Source organism: Ochrobactrum sp. BTU1 (genome assembly GCA_018798825.1).
In the GTDB taxonomy this organism is placed as follows: domain Bacteria; phylum Pseudomonadota; class Alphaproteobacteria; order Rhizobiales; family Rhizobiaceae; genus Brucella.
The window spans coordinates 1,815,001-1,831,471 of the sequence record CP076354.1; the positions used below are offsets into that span (position 1 = coordinate 1,815,001).

Consider the following 16,471-nt stretch of genomic DNA (forward strand, 5'->3'; position numbering starts at 1 on the left):
ACATTATCCGCCAATGCACGCACCCGCGCGCCCATCGTCTCAACAATCTCCGACCGAGCCTCAACCGCCATCATCGATAACGCAATCCCAGCCGAAGGATGATTGGGTCGATCACAGATCGAAGCGCCTATGCAGAACATACCTTCGCGCAACTGGCCATCATCAACCGAATAGCCCCTCTTCTTTACGTCCGCTATTTCAGAACCAAGCTGCTTCAAAGATTGAACACTCGAAGGCGTAATAGGCGTCGGCCAATCGGAAGGTAGGTGGCGAGCAAGCTCCTGCTCAGACATTGCCGCCAACATCGCCTTACCCGTCGCAGTAAAGACAGCCGGTACGCGCATACCAATACGGAACGTGATACCAAGCGGTGCAGAAGAGTTGCGGCAGGACAGATAGATGACTTCTGGGCCTTCAAGGTGGGAAAGCGTCAATGTATATGCACCAAGCTCTTCCGCTTCTGCCACCGCTTCATGAAACGCATCCACAATATCGCTGCTTGCCAGAAAGACATTGGCCCAGCGAACCGACTGCGCGCCCATTGTAAAGCTTCCATCGCTATTGAGCTTCAATAACTTCAAATGCGCAAGAGTCTGGCAAAGACCGTGAACACTGCTTTTGGGCAGGCTGGTCTGGCGAACGAGATCGGAAAGTTTGATGCCTTCGCGGCTCTCGGCAACGCAATCAAGAATTTGCGCTGCCCTGACCACAGCCGGAACCAGTTTCAAGGAACTTTCTTCATCGAGTACGGTTTTGTCCATATGCCCTCTTTGACCAATCGACAGACGAATTGACTTTAGCGCTGTCGGCTGATTTATTCAGTATATCGTATGTCGTTCAATATAATGAACGACCGTCTGACGCAACATCGGGATGGAATATCAAATATGCTCGCTTTGAAAGACCCCTCACTGCTTAAATCGCAATGCCTTGTGGATGGAAACTGGATCGATGCAGCAGACGGCAAGACCATTGACGTAACCAACCCGGCAGATGGTTCTGTCATTGGCACCGTTCCTTCCCTCTCTGTCGATACTATTAAAGAAGCAATCAACGCTTCGAACAAGGCACTTCCGGCATGGGCTGCGAAGACCGCCAAAGAACGCGCTGGAATCCTGCGCAAATGGTTTGATCTGATGGTCGCCAATGCAGACGACATTGCCCTTATCATGACATCGGAACAGGGCAAACCACTCGCCGAGGCGCGTGGTGAAGTTCTTTATGCTGCATCTTTCATTGAATGGTTCGCAGAAGAAGCCAAACGCGTCTATGGCGACACAATTCCGGCAACACAGCCCGGCCAGCGCTTGACCGTCATCCGTCAGCCAGTCGGTGTGACCGCTGCAATCACGCCATGGAACTTCCCCGCGGCAATGATTACGCGAAAGGCAGCGCCCGCACTGGCTGCTGGCTGCACGATGATCGTCCGCCCGGCTGATCTCACCCCGCTAACCGCGCTTGCGCTTGGCGTTCTGGCTGAAAAGGCTGGCATTCCTGCAGGCGTTCTGCAGATCGTGACCGGCAAGGCCCGCGAAATCGGCGCCGAACTCACCAGCAATGACATTGTCCGCAAGCTTTCCTTCACCGGCTCGACCGAAGTTGGCCGCCTGCTGATGGCGCAGTGCGCCCCGACCATCAAGCGCATCTCACTTGAGCTTGGCGGCAATGCACCTTTCATCGTGTTCGACGATGCAGACATCGATGCTGCTGTGGACGGCGCGATGCTTTCCAAATATCGCAATGCCGGTCAGACCTGTGTTTGCGCCAACCGCATCTATGTTCAGCGCGGCGTTTACGACAAGTTCGCTGAAAAGCTGGCAGCGAAAGTGAAAGAGCTGAAAGTCGGCAACGGCACCGAGCCGGGCGTCGTCATCGGCCCGATGATCGAAGAAAAGGCCATCACCAAGGTCAAAGCGCATATTGAAGATGCGGTTTCAAAAGGTGCAAAGCTCATCTCAGGCGGCAAGGAACTGGGTGGCCTGTTCTTTGAACCGGGCATTCTGACCGGCGTCACCTCGGACATGCTTGTTGCCAAGGAAGAAACCTTCGGCCCGCTCGCACCACTCTTTGCCTTCGACACAGAAGAAGAAGTGATCGCTGCTGCCAACGACACGATCTTCGGTCTGGCTGCCTACTTCTATACCGAGAACTTCAGCCGCGCGATCCGCGTCAGCGAAGGCCTGGAATATGGCATGGTCGGACACAATACCGGCCTGATCTCCAACGAAGTCGCACCATTCGGCGGCGTGAAGCAGTCGGGCCTCGGTCGCGAAGGCTCGAAATATGGCATCGAGGAATATCTCGAAACAAAGTACATCTGCAGCGCCTACAAGCGCTGAAATTACGCTTAGCGACATTAAAAGGTGGCACGCATTGTTCGTGCCACTTTTTTTATTTATAGACGACGCAGACAATCCCTGGGTGCTTGCCCGCAAAAAATCCGGAAAACTTCATGCTGCGCCGACTCTATGACTGGACGATCTCGCTTGCTGCCCGAAAGTCTGCCGAATATTGGCTTGCTTTCATCGCTTTTGTAGAAAGCTCAGTGTTTCTGGTGCCAGCCGATGTGCTCTATCTGCCGATGGCGCTTGCCCGCCCGGAGCGAGCCTACCGCTATGCGCTCGTCGCAACCATTTTTTCCGTTCTTGGCGGCATAGCGGGCTGGTATCTCGGCTATCATGCCTATGAGCAGGTCGCAAAGCCTGTGCTTGAAATGTATGGCAAGCTCGACACGTTCGAGCAAATGCGCGGGACGACCAGCGCCGACATGATTCTGCTGATGCTCATCACATCAGGCCTCGCACATCTGCCGCCGATCAAGGTTGTCACCATTCTGTCAGGTGCTGCGGGCATCAATATCTGGCTGTTCATCGCATCGGCCATCATTGCGCGCGGCGCACGCTTCTTCTTCCTTGCATGGCTGTTGAAGCGTTATGGCGAACCAATCCGCGGCTTTATTGAAAAGCGCCTCGGCCTGCTGGCCGGTTTGGTTGCCGTCGTGCTAATTGCACTCTTTTTTGCGGTTAAGTATCTTCACGCCTGATTTTGCCTCAAGCCGGTCAAAATAAATTGCTTGGAGACGAAGCAGTATTTTTGATTAGTAGAGCGCATCCCGAAAAGTGGGAACCGGTTTTCGGAACAAGATGCGCGAAAAAATAGACAGAGCCAGTGTGGCGCAGGAAATTTCATATGGCATTTGCACTTAACAAACCGGTTGGCAAAACGCAGGCTTGGACCGCAGGCATCATGACGCTGGGCCTTGCCGCAACTGTTGGAACGGCTTTAGGCTTTGAGCATCTGGCTGGTTTCATGCCGTGCAAACTCTGCCTTGAAGAGCGCACACCTTATTATATCGGCGTCCCGGTTCTGGCTGCGGCCTTTATTTCCTATGTCTTGAAACTGCCACCGGTGCTGATACGTGGTCTCATCCTGATCGGCGCGCTGCTGATGACCTTTGGTTTAGCGCTTGCCATCTATCACACCGGCGTCGAACTCAAATACTGGCCAGGTCCGGCTGATTGCAGTGCGGCCACCATGAAGGTCACACTCGATGCAGGCAATCTGCTCGGCGATCTCAACGCGACCCACCCGCCTGCATGTGACAGCGCACCGGGCTTCTTCCTCGGCCTGTCATTTGCCGGCTGGAACGTCGTCGCAAGCCTGCTCTTTGCAGCGATTGGCTACTACGGCGCTTTTGCAAAAGGTGGGAAGTAAGAGCGAATTCTGAGGAAGTTTTTCTTTCTTCGCAAGAGCTCAAATATCTTGATCAAAAAACGGCAGGCCGTGGCGAAAATGGTGATTTTCGAGTACCGAAGCGGAGTGTACTTTTGGGTACATGAGCATCGGAACGCAGACCAATTGCCATTTGCAGACCGGCATGGCGACTTTTGGAACAGATACTAAGGCTCCAATTCGACATCCCAGTAAAGAAAGTCGAGCCAGCTGTCGTGGAGATGGTTGGGTGGGAAAAGACGCCCATTGTTATGCAGATCCTGCACAGTGGGCTGGACCGGCTTCTGGCGCGGCCACATATGCGCGCTTGCCGGCATCAAGCCGCCTTTGCGCAGATTGCATGGGGAACATGCGGCGACCACATTTTCCCACGTCGTCTCGCCGCCATGGCAACGCGGGGTGACGTGATCGAACGTCAGATCATGCGGTGAGCCGCAGTACTGACATTCAAAACGATCACGCAGAAAAAGATTGAAGCGCGTAAACGCCGGATAGCGCGGCGGCTTCACATAATCCTTCAGACAGATCACGCTTGGCAAACGCATGGAAAACGATGGCGAGGATACGACCTGATCGTATTCCGCCACGATATGCACACGTTCAAGAAAGACCGCCTTGATCGCATCCTGCCAGGACCAGAGCGATAAAGGATAATAGCTGAGCGGCCGATAATCCGCATTGAGAACCAGAGCAGGCAAACCACTGCTCGAAACGGTTCGGGGAGAGACGGCTACATTCAAGGGCGCACCTCCTTCAGAGCAACTCCGAAAGGAAAAGTGCGAATGGCTTTCCGTACGGAATTGCGCTCTTCATCGAAGCGCCGCGCGTCCATTCTGGGCGCAACCTACAACGCTCCAACCTTGTAATAGCATTCCCAGCAAAAGTGCGAAGCGGTTTTGCGTAGGATAATGCGTAGAAACAGATGGTTACAGCGGGGCCACCGCTGTAAGGCGGCAGTGCGATAGGCAGGATACCAAGTTTCTGCGAATCGAAATGCCGTCATTCACCTGATGCAAATAATGTAATCCCGACGTGACAGCATTGTGAAGCAGAAACGCATTTATGTCCCCGGAAACACGCAACTTTTACAGAAGGGGAGCCGCCTCCCGTCCCTTGATCGCAGCGTAATATGCCCAGAACAAACGTGCTGCCACACCGCGCCATGGCGCCCAGTCTTCCGCAAGCAAGCGAAGCGCCTTTGTATCCGGTCTCGTTTCATGCGCAAAAGCATGGCCGACAGCCGTTTGCAACGCCACATCGCCAGCCGGAAATACGTCGGGATGACCAGCGGCAAACAGCAGATAGACTTCAGCCGTCCATGGACCGATGCCCTTGATAGCGGTCAGCGCCTTGATCGCTTCTTCGGCAGGCAGATCGCACAGCCCATGCAGATCGATTGCTTCTTCTGCCAAAGCTTCACTCAAAGCAAAAAGCGTTCTCTGTTTTGGTCGCGAAAGCCCGGCAAAACGCCATGCCTCTTCCCCGCCTGCAATATAAGCCTCCGGTGTCATCGGATCGATCACCTGCTTAAACCGCGCCCATATTGCTGCCGCGCTTGCAGTTGAAACCTGTTGCGCAACGATAATCGAGGCAAGACTTTCAAAGCCCGGCTGAGACCTTCGAAGCGGAACAGCGTGGGACCGACTGCGGATATCAAGCAACCGTGCGTCGGCTAATCCCAGTGCTTCGAGCCCGGCTTCAATATCGTCCAATGTATCGATCCGCCGCATCGCCTGGCCTTTCATTTCAGTTAGAGCGCCGTGCGTCCTTTCGGACGCACAAAGGACGCTCTAAACTATTGAAACTACGCATCGTGCTTTCCGAAAATCGATTCCGATTTTCGGGCCGATGCTGTAACTGCAAAGTACCAATGCAATCAGATGACAATCAACTGACATGATCATGACCCAGCCCGTATATCGCTTCGCTCCAAGCCCCAATGGGCAATTGCATCTTGGCCACGCCTATTCCGCACTTCTCAATGCACAAATGGCACGGACAAGCGAAGGGCGCTTTCTGCTTCGCATGGAAGACATCGACACCGCCCGCTGCACACTAGCGCTTGAACAGGGCATCTACGATGATCTCCACTGGCTCGGGCTTGAATGGGAACAGCCGGTACGCCGCCAGTCAGAGCATTTCGGCGAATATCGCAACGCACTGACCAAGCTTGCCGACAAGGGGCTCGTCTATCCCGCCTTTCTGAGCCGCACAGAAGTGCGCGAGATCATCGGCGAAGCACATGCCAAAGGCCAGGAATGGCCCGCCGACCCTGACGGTACACCGCTTTATCCGCAGGGTGAACGAAACTTGAGCGAAAAGGAACAGATGGAACGCATCGTCTCCGGTGCCCCCTATGCATGGCGGCTCAATATGGAGAAAGCGCTCGAGATGGCTGGCGAAACGCTGTTCTGGAACGAAATCGGCACCCAAATCAGCACTGGGCCTATTGAGGCAAATCCTGCGCAATGGGGCGACGTGGTGATCGCCCGCAAAGATACCCCCACCAGCTATCATCTTTCCGTTGTGGTGGATGATGCGCTGCAAGGCATCACGCATATTGTCCGCGGATGCGATCTGTTTCATGCAACATCCGTGCATCGACTTCTGCAAAAGCTTCTGGGCCTGCCGGAACCGCTTTATCATCATCACGATCTGGTGCTGGGCGACGATGGTTTGAAACTATCCAAAAGCCGCAAGGATACGGCACTCAGCAGCTTGCGCGAACAGGGCTTTACGCCTGACGATATCCGCGCAAGACTGTCACTGTAAAAACTATTTTCGCCGCAGCGTCACAGATGATGTGCCCGCACGCTGATTGACGAAAGCGCGCTAAAGCGGTTCAAAGACAGCATGATAGCTGGCACTGAAGAGTGCTGGCGGTGATTTTGTTTATTTTGAAGGAGGCAGAGCCATGGTTTCTCAGAAAGCCGGTAACTACGTTGAGATAGAAGGCTTGCGCGTTGCCCCTGAACTGGTGGAGTTTCTGGCCAAGGAAGCCGCACCCGGCACTGGCGTTGAACCAGACGCCTTCTGGAAGGGCTTCGCCGCCATCATCCGCGATCTCGCACCGAAGAATCGCACCCTCCTCAAGAAGCGCGACGACCTGCAGGCCAAGATCGATGCCTGGTACAAGGACAATCGCGACAAAGGCTATTCGCAGGCTGATTACCAGCAATTCCTGAAAGATATCGGCTATCTCCTGCCCGAAGGCGGAGAGTTCAAGGTCTCGACCGCCAATGTCGATCCGGAAATCATGCATATTGCAGGACCGCAGCTTGTCGTTCCGGTCATGAATGCCCGCTATGCGCTCAATGCTGCCAATGCACGCTGGGGTTCGCTCTATGACGCGCTTTACGGCACCGATGCTATTTCTGAAGATGATGGCGCGGAAAAAGGCAAAGGCTACAACCCGAAGCGCGGCGAAAAAGTCATCGCATGGGCCAAGAATTTCCTCGACGAAAGTGCACCGCTCAATGCGGGCAAGTGGGCCGACGTCACCGGCCTTTCCGTCACGGACGGCAAACTCGCTGTAACGCTTGCCGACGGTTCGAGCACCGCCTTGAAGGACGGCAGCCAGTTCAAGGGATATAATGGCGATGCGGCGGCACCGACCAATGTGCTGCTGGCCAAGAACAACATGCATGTTGATATCGTAATCAATGCGGACAGCCCGATCGGCAAGACCGACCCGGCGCATATCGCAGACATGGTTCTGGAATCGGCCGTCAGCACGATCCAGGATTGCGAAGATTCGATTGCAGCAGTGGATGCGGAAGACAAGGTTGCCGTCTACCGCAACTGGCTCGGCCTGATGAATGGCAAGCTCGAAGACACCTTCGAGAAGGGCGGCAAGCAGATGACGCGCCGCCTTAATGGCGATCGCAGCTATAAGGCTGCCGATGGCTCTGAACTCAGCCTCAAGGGCCGTTCGCTGATGCTGGTGCGCAATGTCGGCCACCTCATGACCAATCCGGCAATCATTGATGCCGAAGGTCACGAAGTGCCGGAAGGCATCATGGATGCCGCCTTCACCAGCCTGATCGCACTGCATGATATTGGCGCGAATGGTCGCCACATGAATTCGCGCGAAGGCTCGGTCTATATCGTCAAGCCAAAGATGCACGGGCCGGAAGAAGTGGCATTCGCCAATGAAATCTTCACCCGCACCGAAGAGTTGCTTGGTATGAAGCCGAACACGCTGAAAATCGGCATCATGGATGAGGAACGCCGCACCACGGTTAACCTCAAGGAAGCGATCCGCGCTGCCAAGGAACGCGTCGTCTTCATCAATACCGGCTTCCTTGATCGCACCGGCGACGAAATCCATACCTCGATGGAAGCTGGCCCGATGATTCGCAAGGGCGACATGAAGCAGGCTGCCTGGATCGGCGCTTATGAACAGTGGAATGTCGATATCGGTCTTGAATGCGGCCTTTCCGGCCATGCGCAGATCGGTAAGGGCATGTGGGCCATGCCGGACCTGATGGCTGCGATGCTGGAACAGAAAATCGCCCATCCGAAGGCTGGTGCGAACACCGCCTGGGTGCCATCGCCAACCGCTGCAACACTCCACGCAACTCATTATCATCAGATTGATGTTGCAAGCGTTCAGGAAAAGCTGAAGAGCCGCCCACGCGCCAAGCTCGACGATATTCTGTCGGTGCCGGTCGCCCCTCGTCCAAACTGGACGCCGGAAGACATCCAGCACGAAATCGACAACAACGCACAGGGCATCCTCGGCTATGTCGTGCGCTGGGTTGATCAGGGCGTTGGCTGCTCGAAAGTGCCGGACATCAACAATGTTGGCCTGATGGAAGATCGTGCAACGCTGCGTATCTCGGCACAGCACATCGCCAACTGGCTCTATCATGGCGTGGTTTCGGAAGCACAAGTCATGGAAACGCTTAAGCGCATGGCAGCCGTCGTGGACAAGCAGAATGAAGGCGATCCGCTTTATCGTCCGATGGCCGCAAACTTCGACAAGTCGATTGCTTTTCAGGCCGCTTGCGATCTTGTTTTCAAGGGCCGCGAACAGCCGAATGGTTACACCGAGCCAGTCCTGCATCGTCGCCGGTTAGAGCTAAAAGCTCAGGGTTAATCAGGATTATTCAGACAGAAAGAATGCGGCGGGAGAAATCCCGCCGTTTCTGTTTTCGAAATCGCTTGACTCCATGATAATAGATATTAATTCTAAGATAATGGAAAATATAAATGAGCATCTAGACAACGCCATTGGCGAAAATCTGCGCCGCCTGCGCCTTGCGCAAGGTATGACGCTGGATACGCTTGGTGACGCGTCAGGTGTCAGCCGCGCCATGATCTCGCGGATCGAGCGTGGCGAAACCAGCCCGACCGCACAGCTTCTGGCGCGCATTTGTGCAGCGCTCGGCACATCGCTCTCAGCCTTCTTTGCCGATGCGGAAGCCCCCGCCTCTCCCTTGCTCACGCATGATCGCCAGCCAGTCTGGCGTGATCCGGATACGGGCTATATCCGGCGGTCTGTTTCACCACCGGCAACGGGGTCGAATGTCGACATGATCGAGGTCGAATTTCCCGCAGGCGCCAGAGTGACCTTCGCACCACAGGCGGCCAATGCAGGCATCACACAGCATTTGTGGCTCCTGAATGGGCAGATGGAAATCACCGTTGGAGCAACCGCCTATCAGCTCCATACCGGCGACTGTCTTTATATGCCGCTCGTTGAAGGCATCACCTTTCATAATCCCGGCACCTCGACCGCACGTTATACAATCGTACTCGAACGCCGCGGCAGTCTCTGAAAGTACAATATGATTCGTGTCCTTAACTACGAAGATGCTGGCTCCTCGCTTCTCCCACTGGCAGAAATCCTGACCGATTGCGTTAATGATGGCGCGTCAGTTGGTTTCATGGCGCCATGTGAATGGCAGGGCTTCATCCCGTACTGGAACCGCGTCTTTAATGAAGTAGAGCGAGGCGACGCGGCCCTTCTGGTTGCCGAACATAAAGGCGAAATCGTCGGTACGGTTCAGCTTGGTCTCACACAAATGCCCAATCAGCCGCATCGTGCCGATCTTAAAAAACTGCTGATCCATCGTAAGGCGCGCGGCCTTGGTCTTGCACGCAAGCTGATGGAAGCCGTTGAAGAAGAAGCACGTAGCCGACGCAAGACACTTCTCTGCCTGGACACCGCAACCGGCAGTCCGGCGGAAGCAATTTACACCCATCTCGGCTGGGAGCGGGTGGGCGTTATCCCGAATTACGCGCTTTATCCCGACGGAAGCCCCTGCGCGACCACACTTTTCTATAAAGGCCTCTGAAATGACCCTCACCATCCGCTTTGCCAACGAAGCTGACCTCCCTGCTCTGCTTGCGATCTACAATGATGCAGTCGAGAACACGCTCGCCATCTGGAACGAAACACTCGTCGATCTGGAAAACCGTCGCGAATGGCTCAAAGCCCGCAACCGCGACGGCTTTCCGGTTCTGGTGGCCGAACGCGAGGAACAGGTCGTCGGCTATGCGAGTTATGGCCCTTTCCGCCCGTTTGAAGGCTTCCGCCACTCATCGGAACTCTCTGTTTATGTGGCAAGCGATGCGCGCGGCGGCGGTATCGGACGCGCACTTCTGGCAGAGCTTGTGGAAGAAGCACGCGAGCGTAAAGTCCATGTGCTGGTGGCAGGCATTGAAGCAGGCAACACCGCATCCATCGCTTTGCACAAATCTCAGGGTTTTTCAGATTGCGGCACGCTGAAACAGGTCGGCCAGAAATTCGGACGCTGGCTTGATCTGACCTTCATGCAAAAGATACTCTAATCAGCACCGTGCAATAGAAAGCGCTGCGGGCCATTGCCCTGCTGCGCTTTTTTTGTTTATACAGGCGTATTCGCAAGGACCCGGTGAAAGCCCGGGTGGCTCTTCTGGCCGCCTATCCGCCAGACAACGCAACAACATCCCCCATTTTTACAATCGGCCATGTTGAATCGGACGGCTCTCAACGCCCGTCTTCTATTTGCGGAAAATTCAATGACAAGTCTTGCTGCCTACCGCCGCGAGTGGTTCTCCAATATTCGCGGCGATATTCTTTCCGGCATCGTCGTAGCACTTGCCCTTATCCCGGAAGCCATCGGCTTTTCGGTCATCGCTGGCGTCGACCCCAAAGTCGGCCTCTTCGCCTCTTTCGCCATTGCCTGTGTTTCCGCCTTCACTGGTGGACGTCCTGGCATGATCTCTGCTGCAACCGCTGCAACTGCTGTGGTGATGGTCTCGCTCGTCAAGGAACACGGGTTGCAATATCTCTTTGCAGCCACGATCCTGATGGGCATTCTGCAAATCTTTGCAGGCTTCCTCAAACTCGGGCGCCTGATGCGGTTTGTATCGCGCTCGGTCATCACCGGCTTCGTCAATGCGCTTGCTATCCTCATTTTCATGGCGCAGCTTCCGGAACTCATTCATGTTCCGGTTGAGACCTACTGGATGATCGCAGGCGGTCTCGCCATCATCTATCTCTTCCCGCGCTTAACCAAAGCCATCCCCTCGCCGCTCGTTGCCATTGCCGTGCTCACAACGCTTGCATGGACCAGCGGCATGGATCTGCGAACCGTTGGCGATCTCGGAGAGTTGCCATCCGCATTGCCGATCTTCGCGCTTCCACAAGTGCCGCTAACGCTGGAAACGCTGCAGATCATCCTGCCATATTCAATCACGCTGGCAGCTGTCGGCCTGCTTGAATCGCTGATGACGGCCCAGATTGTCGATGACATGACGGATACCAACAGCAACAAAAACCAGGAATGTCTTGGTCAGGGTACCAGCAATATCGCATCCGCCATGATTGGCGGCATGGGCGGTTGCGCCATGATCGGACAGTCGGTGATCAATGTGTCGTCCGGCGGTCGCGGCAGGCTTTCAACTTTTGTTGCTGGCTCTTTCCTGCTGTTTCTCATTCTCGTTCTCGACGATCTGGTGCGGATCATTCCGATGGCCGCACTGGTGGCCGTGATGATCATGGTATCGATTGGCACCTTCTCATGGCGCTCGATCCTCGATCTGCGCCGCAACCCGCCGTCCTCCTCCATTGTCATGCTGGCAACCGTCATAACGGTGGTTTCCACCCATGATCTTGCCAAGGGTGTTCTGGTTGGCGTGCTGCTTTCCGGTGTGTTCTTCGCAGGAAAGGTCGCCAAGATGTTCCGCGTGAGTGAAACAACGAGCGAAGATGGAACCGAACGCACCTATACCGTTCAGGGCCAGATCTTCTTTGCCTCGGCACAAAACTTCATTGCAGCTTTCGATTTTTCATCACCTGCAAAAAGGGTAACGATCGATGTCAGCCATGCCCATCTGTGGGACATCACCTCGGTCGGTGCGCTCGACAAAGTCGTGCTGAAATACCGTGCCAGCGGTACGGATGTTTCGGTGATCGGCTTTAATGAAGCAAGTAGCGATATGATCGACCGCTTCGCTGTCCATGATAAGGAAATCGGTGCCGCAAAACTGGCGGTACACTAGAGCATGTCTCCCAAAAGTGGGAACTGGTTTTGGTACAAAGACATGCTTAAAAACAAAGAAAAAGGGCCGCTTTTGCGGCCCTTTTTTATCAGTTCGGCTGTGGAACGGCAGTCCCGGTCGAAAGCTCGGTCAGACCGATATCACCTTCAACCTGATCGCTGCGGGCCATCAGGTAGAGGCCGAGCACAGAGGTCAGAACTGCGATGAACACCAGATACCAGGCGTGTGCCATCGGGTTGACCGCCAGAAGCGAGGTTACGATCACCGGCGTCAGTCCACCAAAAACCGCATAGGAAATATTGTAGGAAAACGACAGGCCCGAGAAGCGAACAGGTGCCGGGAATGCTCGCACCATCACATAAGGGACTGCGCCCACCATGCCCACCGAAAGACCCATCACCGCATAAAGCGCGAACAGAACAGGCAGGGAAACCGCCGCATAGGTGTAGAACACGAAAGTTGCAACACCGAAGAAAATGCCTGCAACCGCAAAGAAGCGGCCGCTTCCAATGCGATCAACGATCGCGCCCGCACTCACCGTTCCGAACATCAGAAACAGCGTGCCGAAGCTTGTGGCGGCAAGCGACTGCAAAGGCGTGTAGCCATAAAGCTTCTGCAGGAACGTCGCAGTCATCAATGTGGTGACGACGATGCCAGCCGACAGAATCCATGTCAGCAGCACGGAAATGATAACGCCATGCATGTGGTTGCGCAGAACAGTGCCGAGCGGCAGCTTATCTTTCAGAAGATGGCTGTTCTTCATCTCGGTAAAGATCGGCGTTTCAGCCAACCAACGGCGCAGGTAAACGGCGAACAGGCCGAAAATACCGCCGATGAAGAACGGAATGCGCCATGCGTAACCGGCAAGCTCTTCCGGCGTGAAAATCCAGTTGATGGCGGTCGCGATCAGCGAGCCGATCATGATGCCGAGCGTCAGGCCCGAGCACAGGAAACCACACGCCATGCCAACACGATTGGCGGGAACATGCTCCGCCACAAAGGTCCATGCGCCGGGGACTTCACCACCGATGGCAGCGCCCTGCAACATGCGGAAGATAATCAGCAGGATCGGCGCGCCAACACCAAGCGTTGCATAGGTTGGCAGGCAGGCCATGGCCAATGTCGAGATCGACATCAGAAACACCGAGAACGCGAAGACGCGCTTGCGGCCAAACTTGTCGCCAAAATGCGCCAGCACGATGCCGCCAATCGGGCGCACCAGATAGCCAGCTGCGAAAATGCCAAAAGTCTGGATCAGCACCAGCCAGTCCGGCATGTCGGGCGGAAAAAACAGATGTCCGATAACGCTCGCGAAAAATACGAAGATGATGAAATCATAAAACTCCAGCGCGCCACCCAATGCCGAAAGGCCAAGGGTGCGAAAATCCTGCCGGTTTAGCGGTCGGGGATTGATGCTTGTAGGGGAGTTTGTCGATGCCATCGATTCGTTCTCTTCTGATCGGGTATCCTGATATGAAGCCCTGTTGAAGGGCTTCGGTTTAATGCGCCAATTGTGCCTTCGCTGCAAGGCTTGACTTTAAGCCAACAAAACTTATTTTAGAATTATTCTAAACTATGGATTTGAGAAATGCTCAGCCGGTTCTTCAATAATGGTCGTCGCCCCTTTGATTCACTCTCCGAACAGGAGATTCTAGCGCTCGCAATTTCGTCCGAGGAAGACGATGCGCGCATCTATCTTGCCTATGCGGATGGGCTGCGCGACGAGTTCCCGCAATCGGCGAAAATCTTCGAACAGATGGCCGCAGAAGAGCATGAACATCGCGATGCATTGATTGAGCGGCACCGCGCACGCTTTGGCGACCGCATCCCGCTTATTCGTCGCGAACATGTCAGCGGCTACTACGAGCGCAAGCCGGACTGGCTGGTACGCCCGCTTGGCATCGACAAGGTGCGCGATGCAGCAGCGCAAATGGAAGAGCAGGCCTATCGCTTTTACATTGAGGCCGCAAAACATGTGACCGATGCACAGACCCGCAAGCTTCTGGGCGATCTGGCACAGCAGGAAAAGAAACACGAAGCCAAGGCTGAGTCGCTTGAGAACGAACTGACACCGAATAATGTGCAGGACGACGAGCGTGCGGCGGAACGCAAGCAATTCATCCTGACTTATGTGCAGCCGGGTCTCGCGGGATTGATGGATGGTTCCGTTTCCACCCTCGCACCAATCTTCGCAGCAGCTTTCGCCACTCAGGATACATGGCAGACGTTCCTCGTCGGCCTTTCAGCCTCGGTCGGTGCGGGTATTTCGATGGGTTTCACGGAAGCCGTGCATGATGATGGCAAACTTTCGGGCCGCGGTTCACCGATCAAGCGCGGCATTTCCTGCGGCGTGATGACGACACTGGGCGGCCTTGGCCACACCCTGCCCTATCTCATCAAGGATTTCTGGACCGCAACAAGCATCGCTGCAATCCTGGTTTTCTTCGAGCTCTGGGCCATCGCCTTTATCCAGAACCGCTATATGGAAACGCCGTTCTTCCGCGCAGCCCTTCAGGTTGTCTTCGGCGGCGCGCTTGTTCTGGCAGCAGGCATATTGATTGGTAGCGCTTAAACCCGCACTTCGTCACGAGGCTGAGAAACCGGGCCTTCAAAGACATCAATCGCAATGCGGCCCTGCCGGGAAACGGTGACGAAACTGTTTGCCGGCACAGCCATCCAGTTGGCAGCCTCACCGTCAAGCGGCTCGGATACAACACAGATGCCTGATACACTGCCCAGCGTCGCCGTATAAAGCGTCGGCGCAAAGGCATCGGTGGCATAACGGATTGCATAAAGCTGATTGCCATCCGAAAAAGCAGCCGTCAGTCGCAAGAATGGTGGCACCCCGGCGCGCACGGCCTCTTCCACGATTGTCCCGACCATGCGCTTCATAGCGAGAACCGGATCACTTTCGAGACCAAATTCCAGCATCAGCAGAAAGATCAGCTCGGAATCCGTTGCGCCATGCTTCTGAACATAAATCTCATCGCTCAGGTGGCTTTCAAGCCTGCGCCGCAGCCGGTCAAAATCCCCGATCTGTCCATTATGCATGAAGCTCCAGCGCCCCGAGACAAACGGATGGCAGTTGGAACGACTTGTCAGCCCACCTGTTGAGGCGCGGACATGCGCAAGAAAAAGGCGCGACCGGATTTGCCGTGCAAGGCTGCGTAAATTCTGATCGGACCAGGCGGGCAAAATATCCCGATAAAGCCCCGGCTCGCTTCGGTTGCCATACCAGGCGACGCCGAAGCCATCGCCATTGGTACGCGTTTTCGCTTCATGCGCGTCGTGGCTTTGCGCCACGAGCGAATGACATGGAGACGATATGATGTCTTCCAGATAGGTTTCAGGTCCGAGATAGGCGGCCCAACGACACATTTTCGATCCGGTGTTTACCGGCCCCGGTTATGAGTCCGCTCATAAAGCTGGCGAACGATTGTGCTCGCAGTCTTCTCGAACAAAAATGGCAAAATTGCATGAATGAGTGCGGCGAAGGCTGCACAAAAAAGCTTGAATGAAAAGCGACCAGCAAAGGCCATATGCTGAAAATAGGTTTCGTCAACTGACTCTGGATGTTCAGTAAAGAGGCGTGTGATGCGAGTGGTCATTGGAAATACTCCCGTCAATGAGCAATTCGTTCCCTTTTGTCCGGTGCTCTAAAGCGCCTTACTAGAAAATCATTCTAGCAAAAGCAGACGAGATGAAATCTCAATTTATCCTTGATAATTGACATTTTATGAGACAATCATCCCAATATGAAACTCAATTTAGACGAAATTGACCGCAAAATCTTGGATGAGTTGCAGATTGACGGCACTCTGTCTGTTGATTCTCTCTCCGAGCGCGTGCATCTTTCCCGCAATGCCTGCTGGCGACGGGTCAAGCGCATGGAAGACGCAGGGATCATCAAGGCGCGTGTCGCTCTGATTGATGCCGAGATGGCTGGTTGCGGCCTATCCGTCTTCATTCTGGTTCGCACATCGAGCCACGACCCCGATTGGCTTGGCAAGTTTCGCAGCGCCATGGCGCGCTTTCCGGAAATCGTCGGCGTCTACCGCATGACCGGCGATCTCGACTATGTGCTCAAAGCGCGCGTTTCCGACGTCAAAGCCTATGACCGCCTCTATCAGCGATTGATTGCCAGTGTACCCTTATCGGATGTATCAGCGTCTTTCGTCATGGAGGAGATCAAGGAAACGACAGCCGTGCCGCTCGATACGATTTGAGTGCTGCGCGACCGTCACGC

17 protein-coding genes (1 of these 17 cut by a window edge) are annotated in these 16,471 nt (G+C 54.9%); 11 read left to right on the top strand and 6 right to left on the bottom strand.

Annotated elements, in window-relative coordinates:
* Positions 1-761, bottom strand: the 5' portion of a protein-coding gene (locus tag KMS41_08785) for an IclR family transcriptional regulator (GenBank protein ID QWK77190.1). Its footprint begins 40 nt before the window's first position; 761 of the gene's 801 nt are visible here — the first part of the coding sequence; the start codon lies at positions 759-761; the stop codon falls past the left edge of the window.
* Positions 762-887: 126 nt separating this feature from the next.
* Here KMS41_08785 and KMS41_08790 point away from each other — a divergent pair, with 126 nt between their 5' ends.
* The 3 genes from KMS41_08790 to KMS41_08800 all read left to right on the top strand — a co-directional run bounded on the left by KMS41_08790 (position 888) and on the right by KMS41_08800 (position 3,714).
* Complete coding sequence (locus tag KMS41_08790; GenBank protein ID QWK77191.1) at positions 888-2,339, top strand: NAD-dependent succinate-semialdehyde dehydrogenase; 1,452 nt, start codon at positions 888-890, stop codon at positions 2,337-2,339.
* A gap of 113 nt (positions 2,340-2,452) precedes the next feature.
* On the top strand, positions 2,453-3,043 hold the full coding sequence (locus tag KMS41_08795) for a DedA family protein (GenBank protein QWK77192.1): 591 nt from the start codon (positions 2,453-2,455) through the stop codon (positions 3,041-3,043).
* Between the two features lie 146 nt (positions 3,044-3,189).
* Positions 3,190-3,714, top strand: coding sequence for a disulfide bond formation protein B (locus KMS41_08800; GenBank protein QWK77193.1), 525 nt, complete (start codon positions 3,190-3,192; stop codon positions 3,712-3,714).
* Positions 3,715-3,899: 185 nt separating this feature from the next.
* Here the strand turns inward: KMS41_08800 and KMS41_08805 are convergent, their stop codons facing one another.
* Positions 3,900-4,472 (bottom strand): HNH endonuclease, encoded by a 573-nt coding sequence (locus KMS41_08805; GenBank protein QWK77194.1) that lies wholly within the window; start codon positions 4,470-4,472, stop codon positions 3,900-3,902.
* Positions 4,473-4,817: 345 nt separating this feature from the next.
* Positions 4,818-5,462, bottom strand: coding sequence for a DNA-3-methyladenine glycosylase (locus KMS41_08810; protein ID QWK78823.1), 645 nt, complete (start codon positions 5,460-5,462; stop codon positions 4,818-4,820).
* A gap of 172 nt (positions 5,463-5,634) precedes the next feature.
* On the opposite strand from KMS41_08810, the gene gluQRS reads away from it, so the two are divergent.
* The 6 genes from gluQRS to KMS41_08840 all read left to right on the top strand — a co-directional run bounded on the left by gluQRS (position 5,635) and on the right by KMS41_08840 (position 12,225).
* Positions 5,635-6,504 carry a tRNA glutamyl-Q(34) synthetase GluQRS gene (gene gluQRS, locus KMS41_08815; GenBank protein ID QWK77195.1) on the top strand — a complete coding sequence of 290 codons (870 nt, stop codon included), beginning with the start codon at positions 5,635-5,637 and terminating at the stop codon, positions 6,502-6,504.
* 142 nt (positions 6,505-6,646) lie between these two features.
* Positions 6,647-8,833, top strand: coding sequence for a malate synthase G (locus KMS41_08820; GenBank protein QWK77196.1), 2,187 nt, complete (start codon positions 6,647-6,649; stop codon positions 8,831-8,833).
* 109 nt (positions 8,834-8,942) lie between these two features.
* Positions 8,943-9,515 carry an XRE family transcriptional regulator gene (locus KMS41_08825; protein ID QWK78824.1) on the top strand — a complete coding sequence of 191 codons (573 nt, stop codon included), beginning with the start codon at positions 8,943-8,945 and terminating at the stop codon, positions 9,513-9,515.
* A gap of 9 nt (positions 9,516-9,524) precedes the next feature.
* The gene (locus tag KMS41_08830) at positions 9,525-10,034 is read left to right on the top strand and encodes a GNAT family N-acetyltransferase (GenBank protein ID QWK77197.1); all 510 of its coding nucleotides are present in this window, start codon (positions 9,525-9,527) and stop codon (positions 10,032-10,034) included.
* A 1-nt stretch (position 10,035) separates the two neighbouring features.
* On the top strand, positions 10,036-10,530 hold the full coding sequence (locus KMS41_08835) for a GNAT family N-acetyltransferase (GenBank protein QWK77198.1): 495 nt from the start codon (positions 10,036-10,038) through the stop codon (positions 10,528-10,530).
* 210 nt (positions 10,531-10,740) lie between these two features.
* Positions 10,741-12,225 carry a SulP family inorganic anion transporter gene (locus KMS41_08840; GenBank protein ID QWK77199.1) on the top strand — a complete coding sequence of 495 codons (1,485 nt, stop codon included), beginning with the start codon at positions 10,741-10,743 and terminating at the stop codon, positions 12,223-12,225.
* An 88-nt stretch (positions 12,226-12,313) separates the two neighbouring features.
* On the opposite strand, the gene KMS41_08845 is transcribed toward KMS41_08840, so the two are convergent.
* Positions 12,314-13,666 (bottom strand): MFS transporter, encoded by a 1,353-nt coding sequence (locus tag KMS41_08845; GenBank protein ID QWK77200.1) that lies wholly within the window; start codon positions 13,664-13,666, stop codon positions 12,314-12,316.
* 147 nt (positions 13,667-13,813) lie between these two features.
* On the opposite strand from KMS41_08845, the gene KMS41_08850 reads away from it, so the two are divergent.
* Positions 13,814-14,797 (top strand): rubrerythrin family protein, encoded by a 984-nt coding sequence (locus KMS41_08850; protein QWK77201.1) that lies wholly within the window; start codon positions 13,814-13,816, stop codon positions 14,795-14,797.
* Here KMS41_08850 and KMS41_08855 read toward each other — a convergent pair.
* Both KMS41_08855 and KMS41_08860 read right to left on the bottom strand, forming a co-directional pair.
* Complete coding sequence (locus KMS41_08855) at positions 14,794-15,603, bottom strand: class II glutamine amidotransferase (protein QWK77202.1); 810 nt, start codon at positions 15,601-15,603, stop codon at positions 14,794-14,796. The two genes, KMS41_08850 and KMS41_08855, sit on opposite strands and share 4 nt — an antisense overlap.
* A gap of 14 nt (positions 15,604-15,617) precedes the next feature.
* Entirely contained in the window at positions 15,618-15,833 is a 216-nt protein-coding gene (locus KMS41_08860; GenBank protein ID QWK77203.1) for a hypothetical protein, read from the bottom strand.
* 147 nt (positions 15,834-15,980) lie between these two features.
* Between KMS41_08860 and KMS41_08865 the strand changes: the two genes are divergently transcribed.
* Entirely contained in the window at positions 15,981-16,451 is a 471-nt protein-coding gene (locus KMS41_08865; protein ID QWK77204.1) for an Lrp/AsnC family transcriptional regulator, read from the top strand.
* The last annotated feature ends 20 nt before the right edge of the window (positions 16,452-16,471 follow it).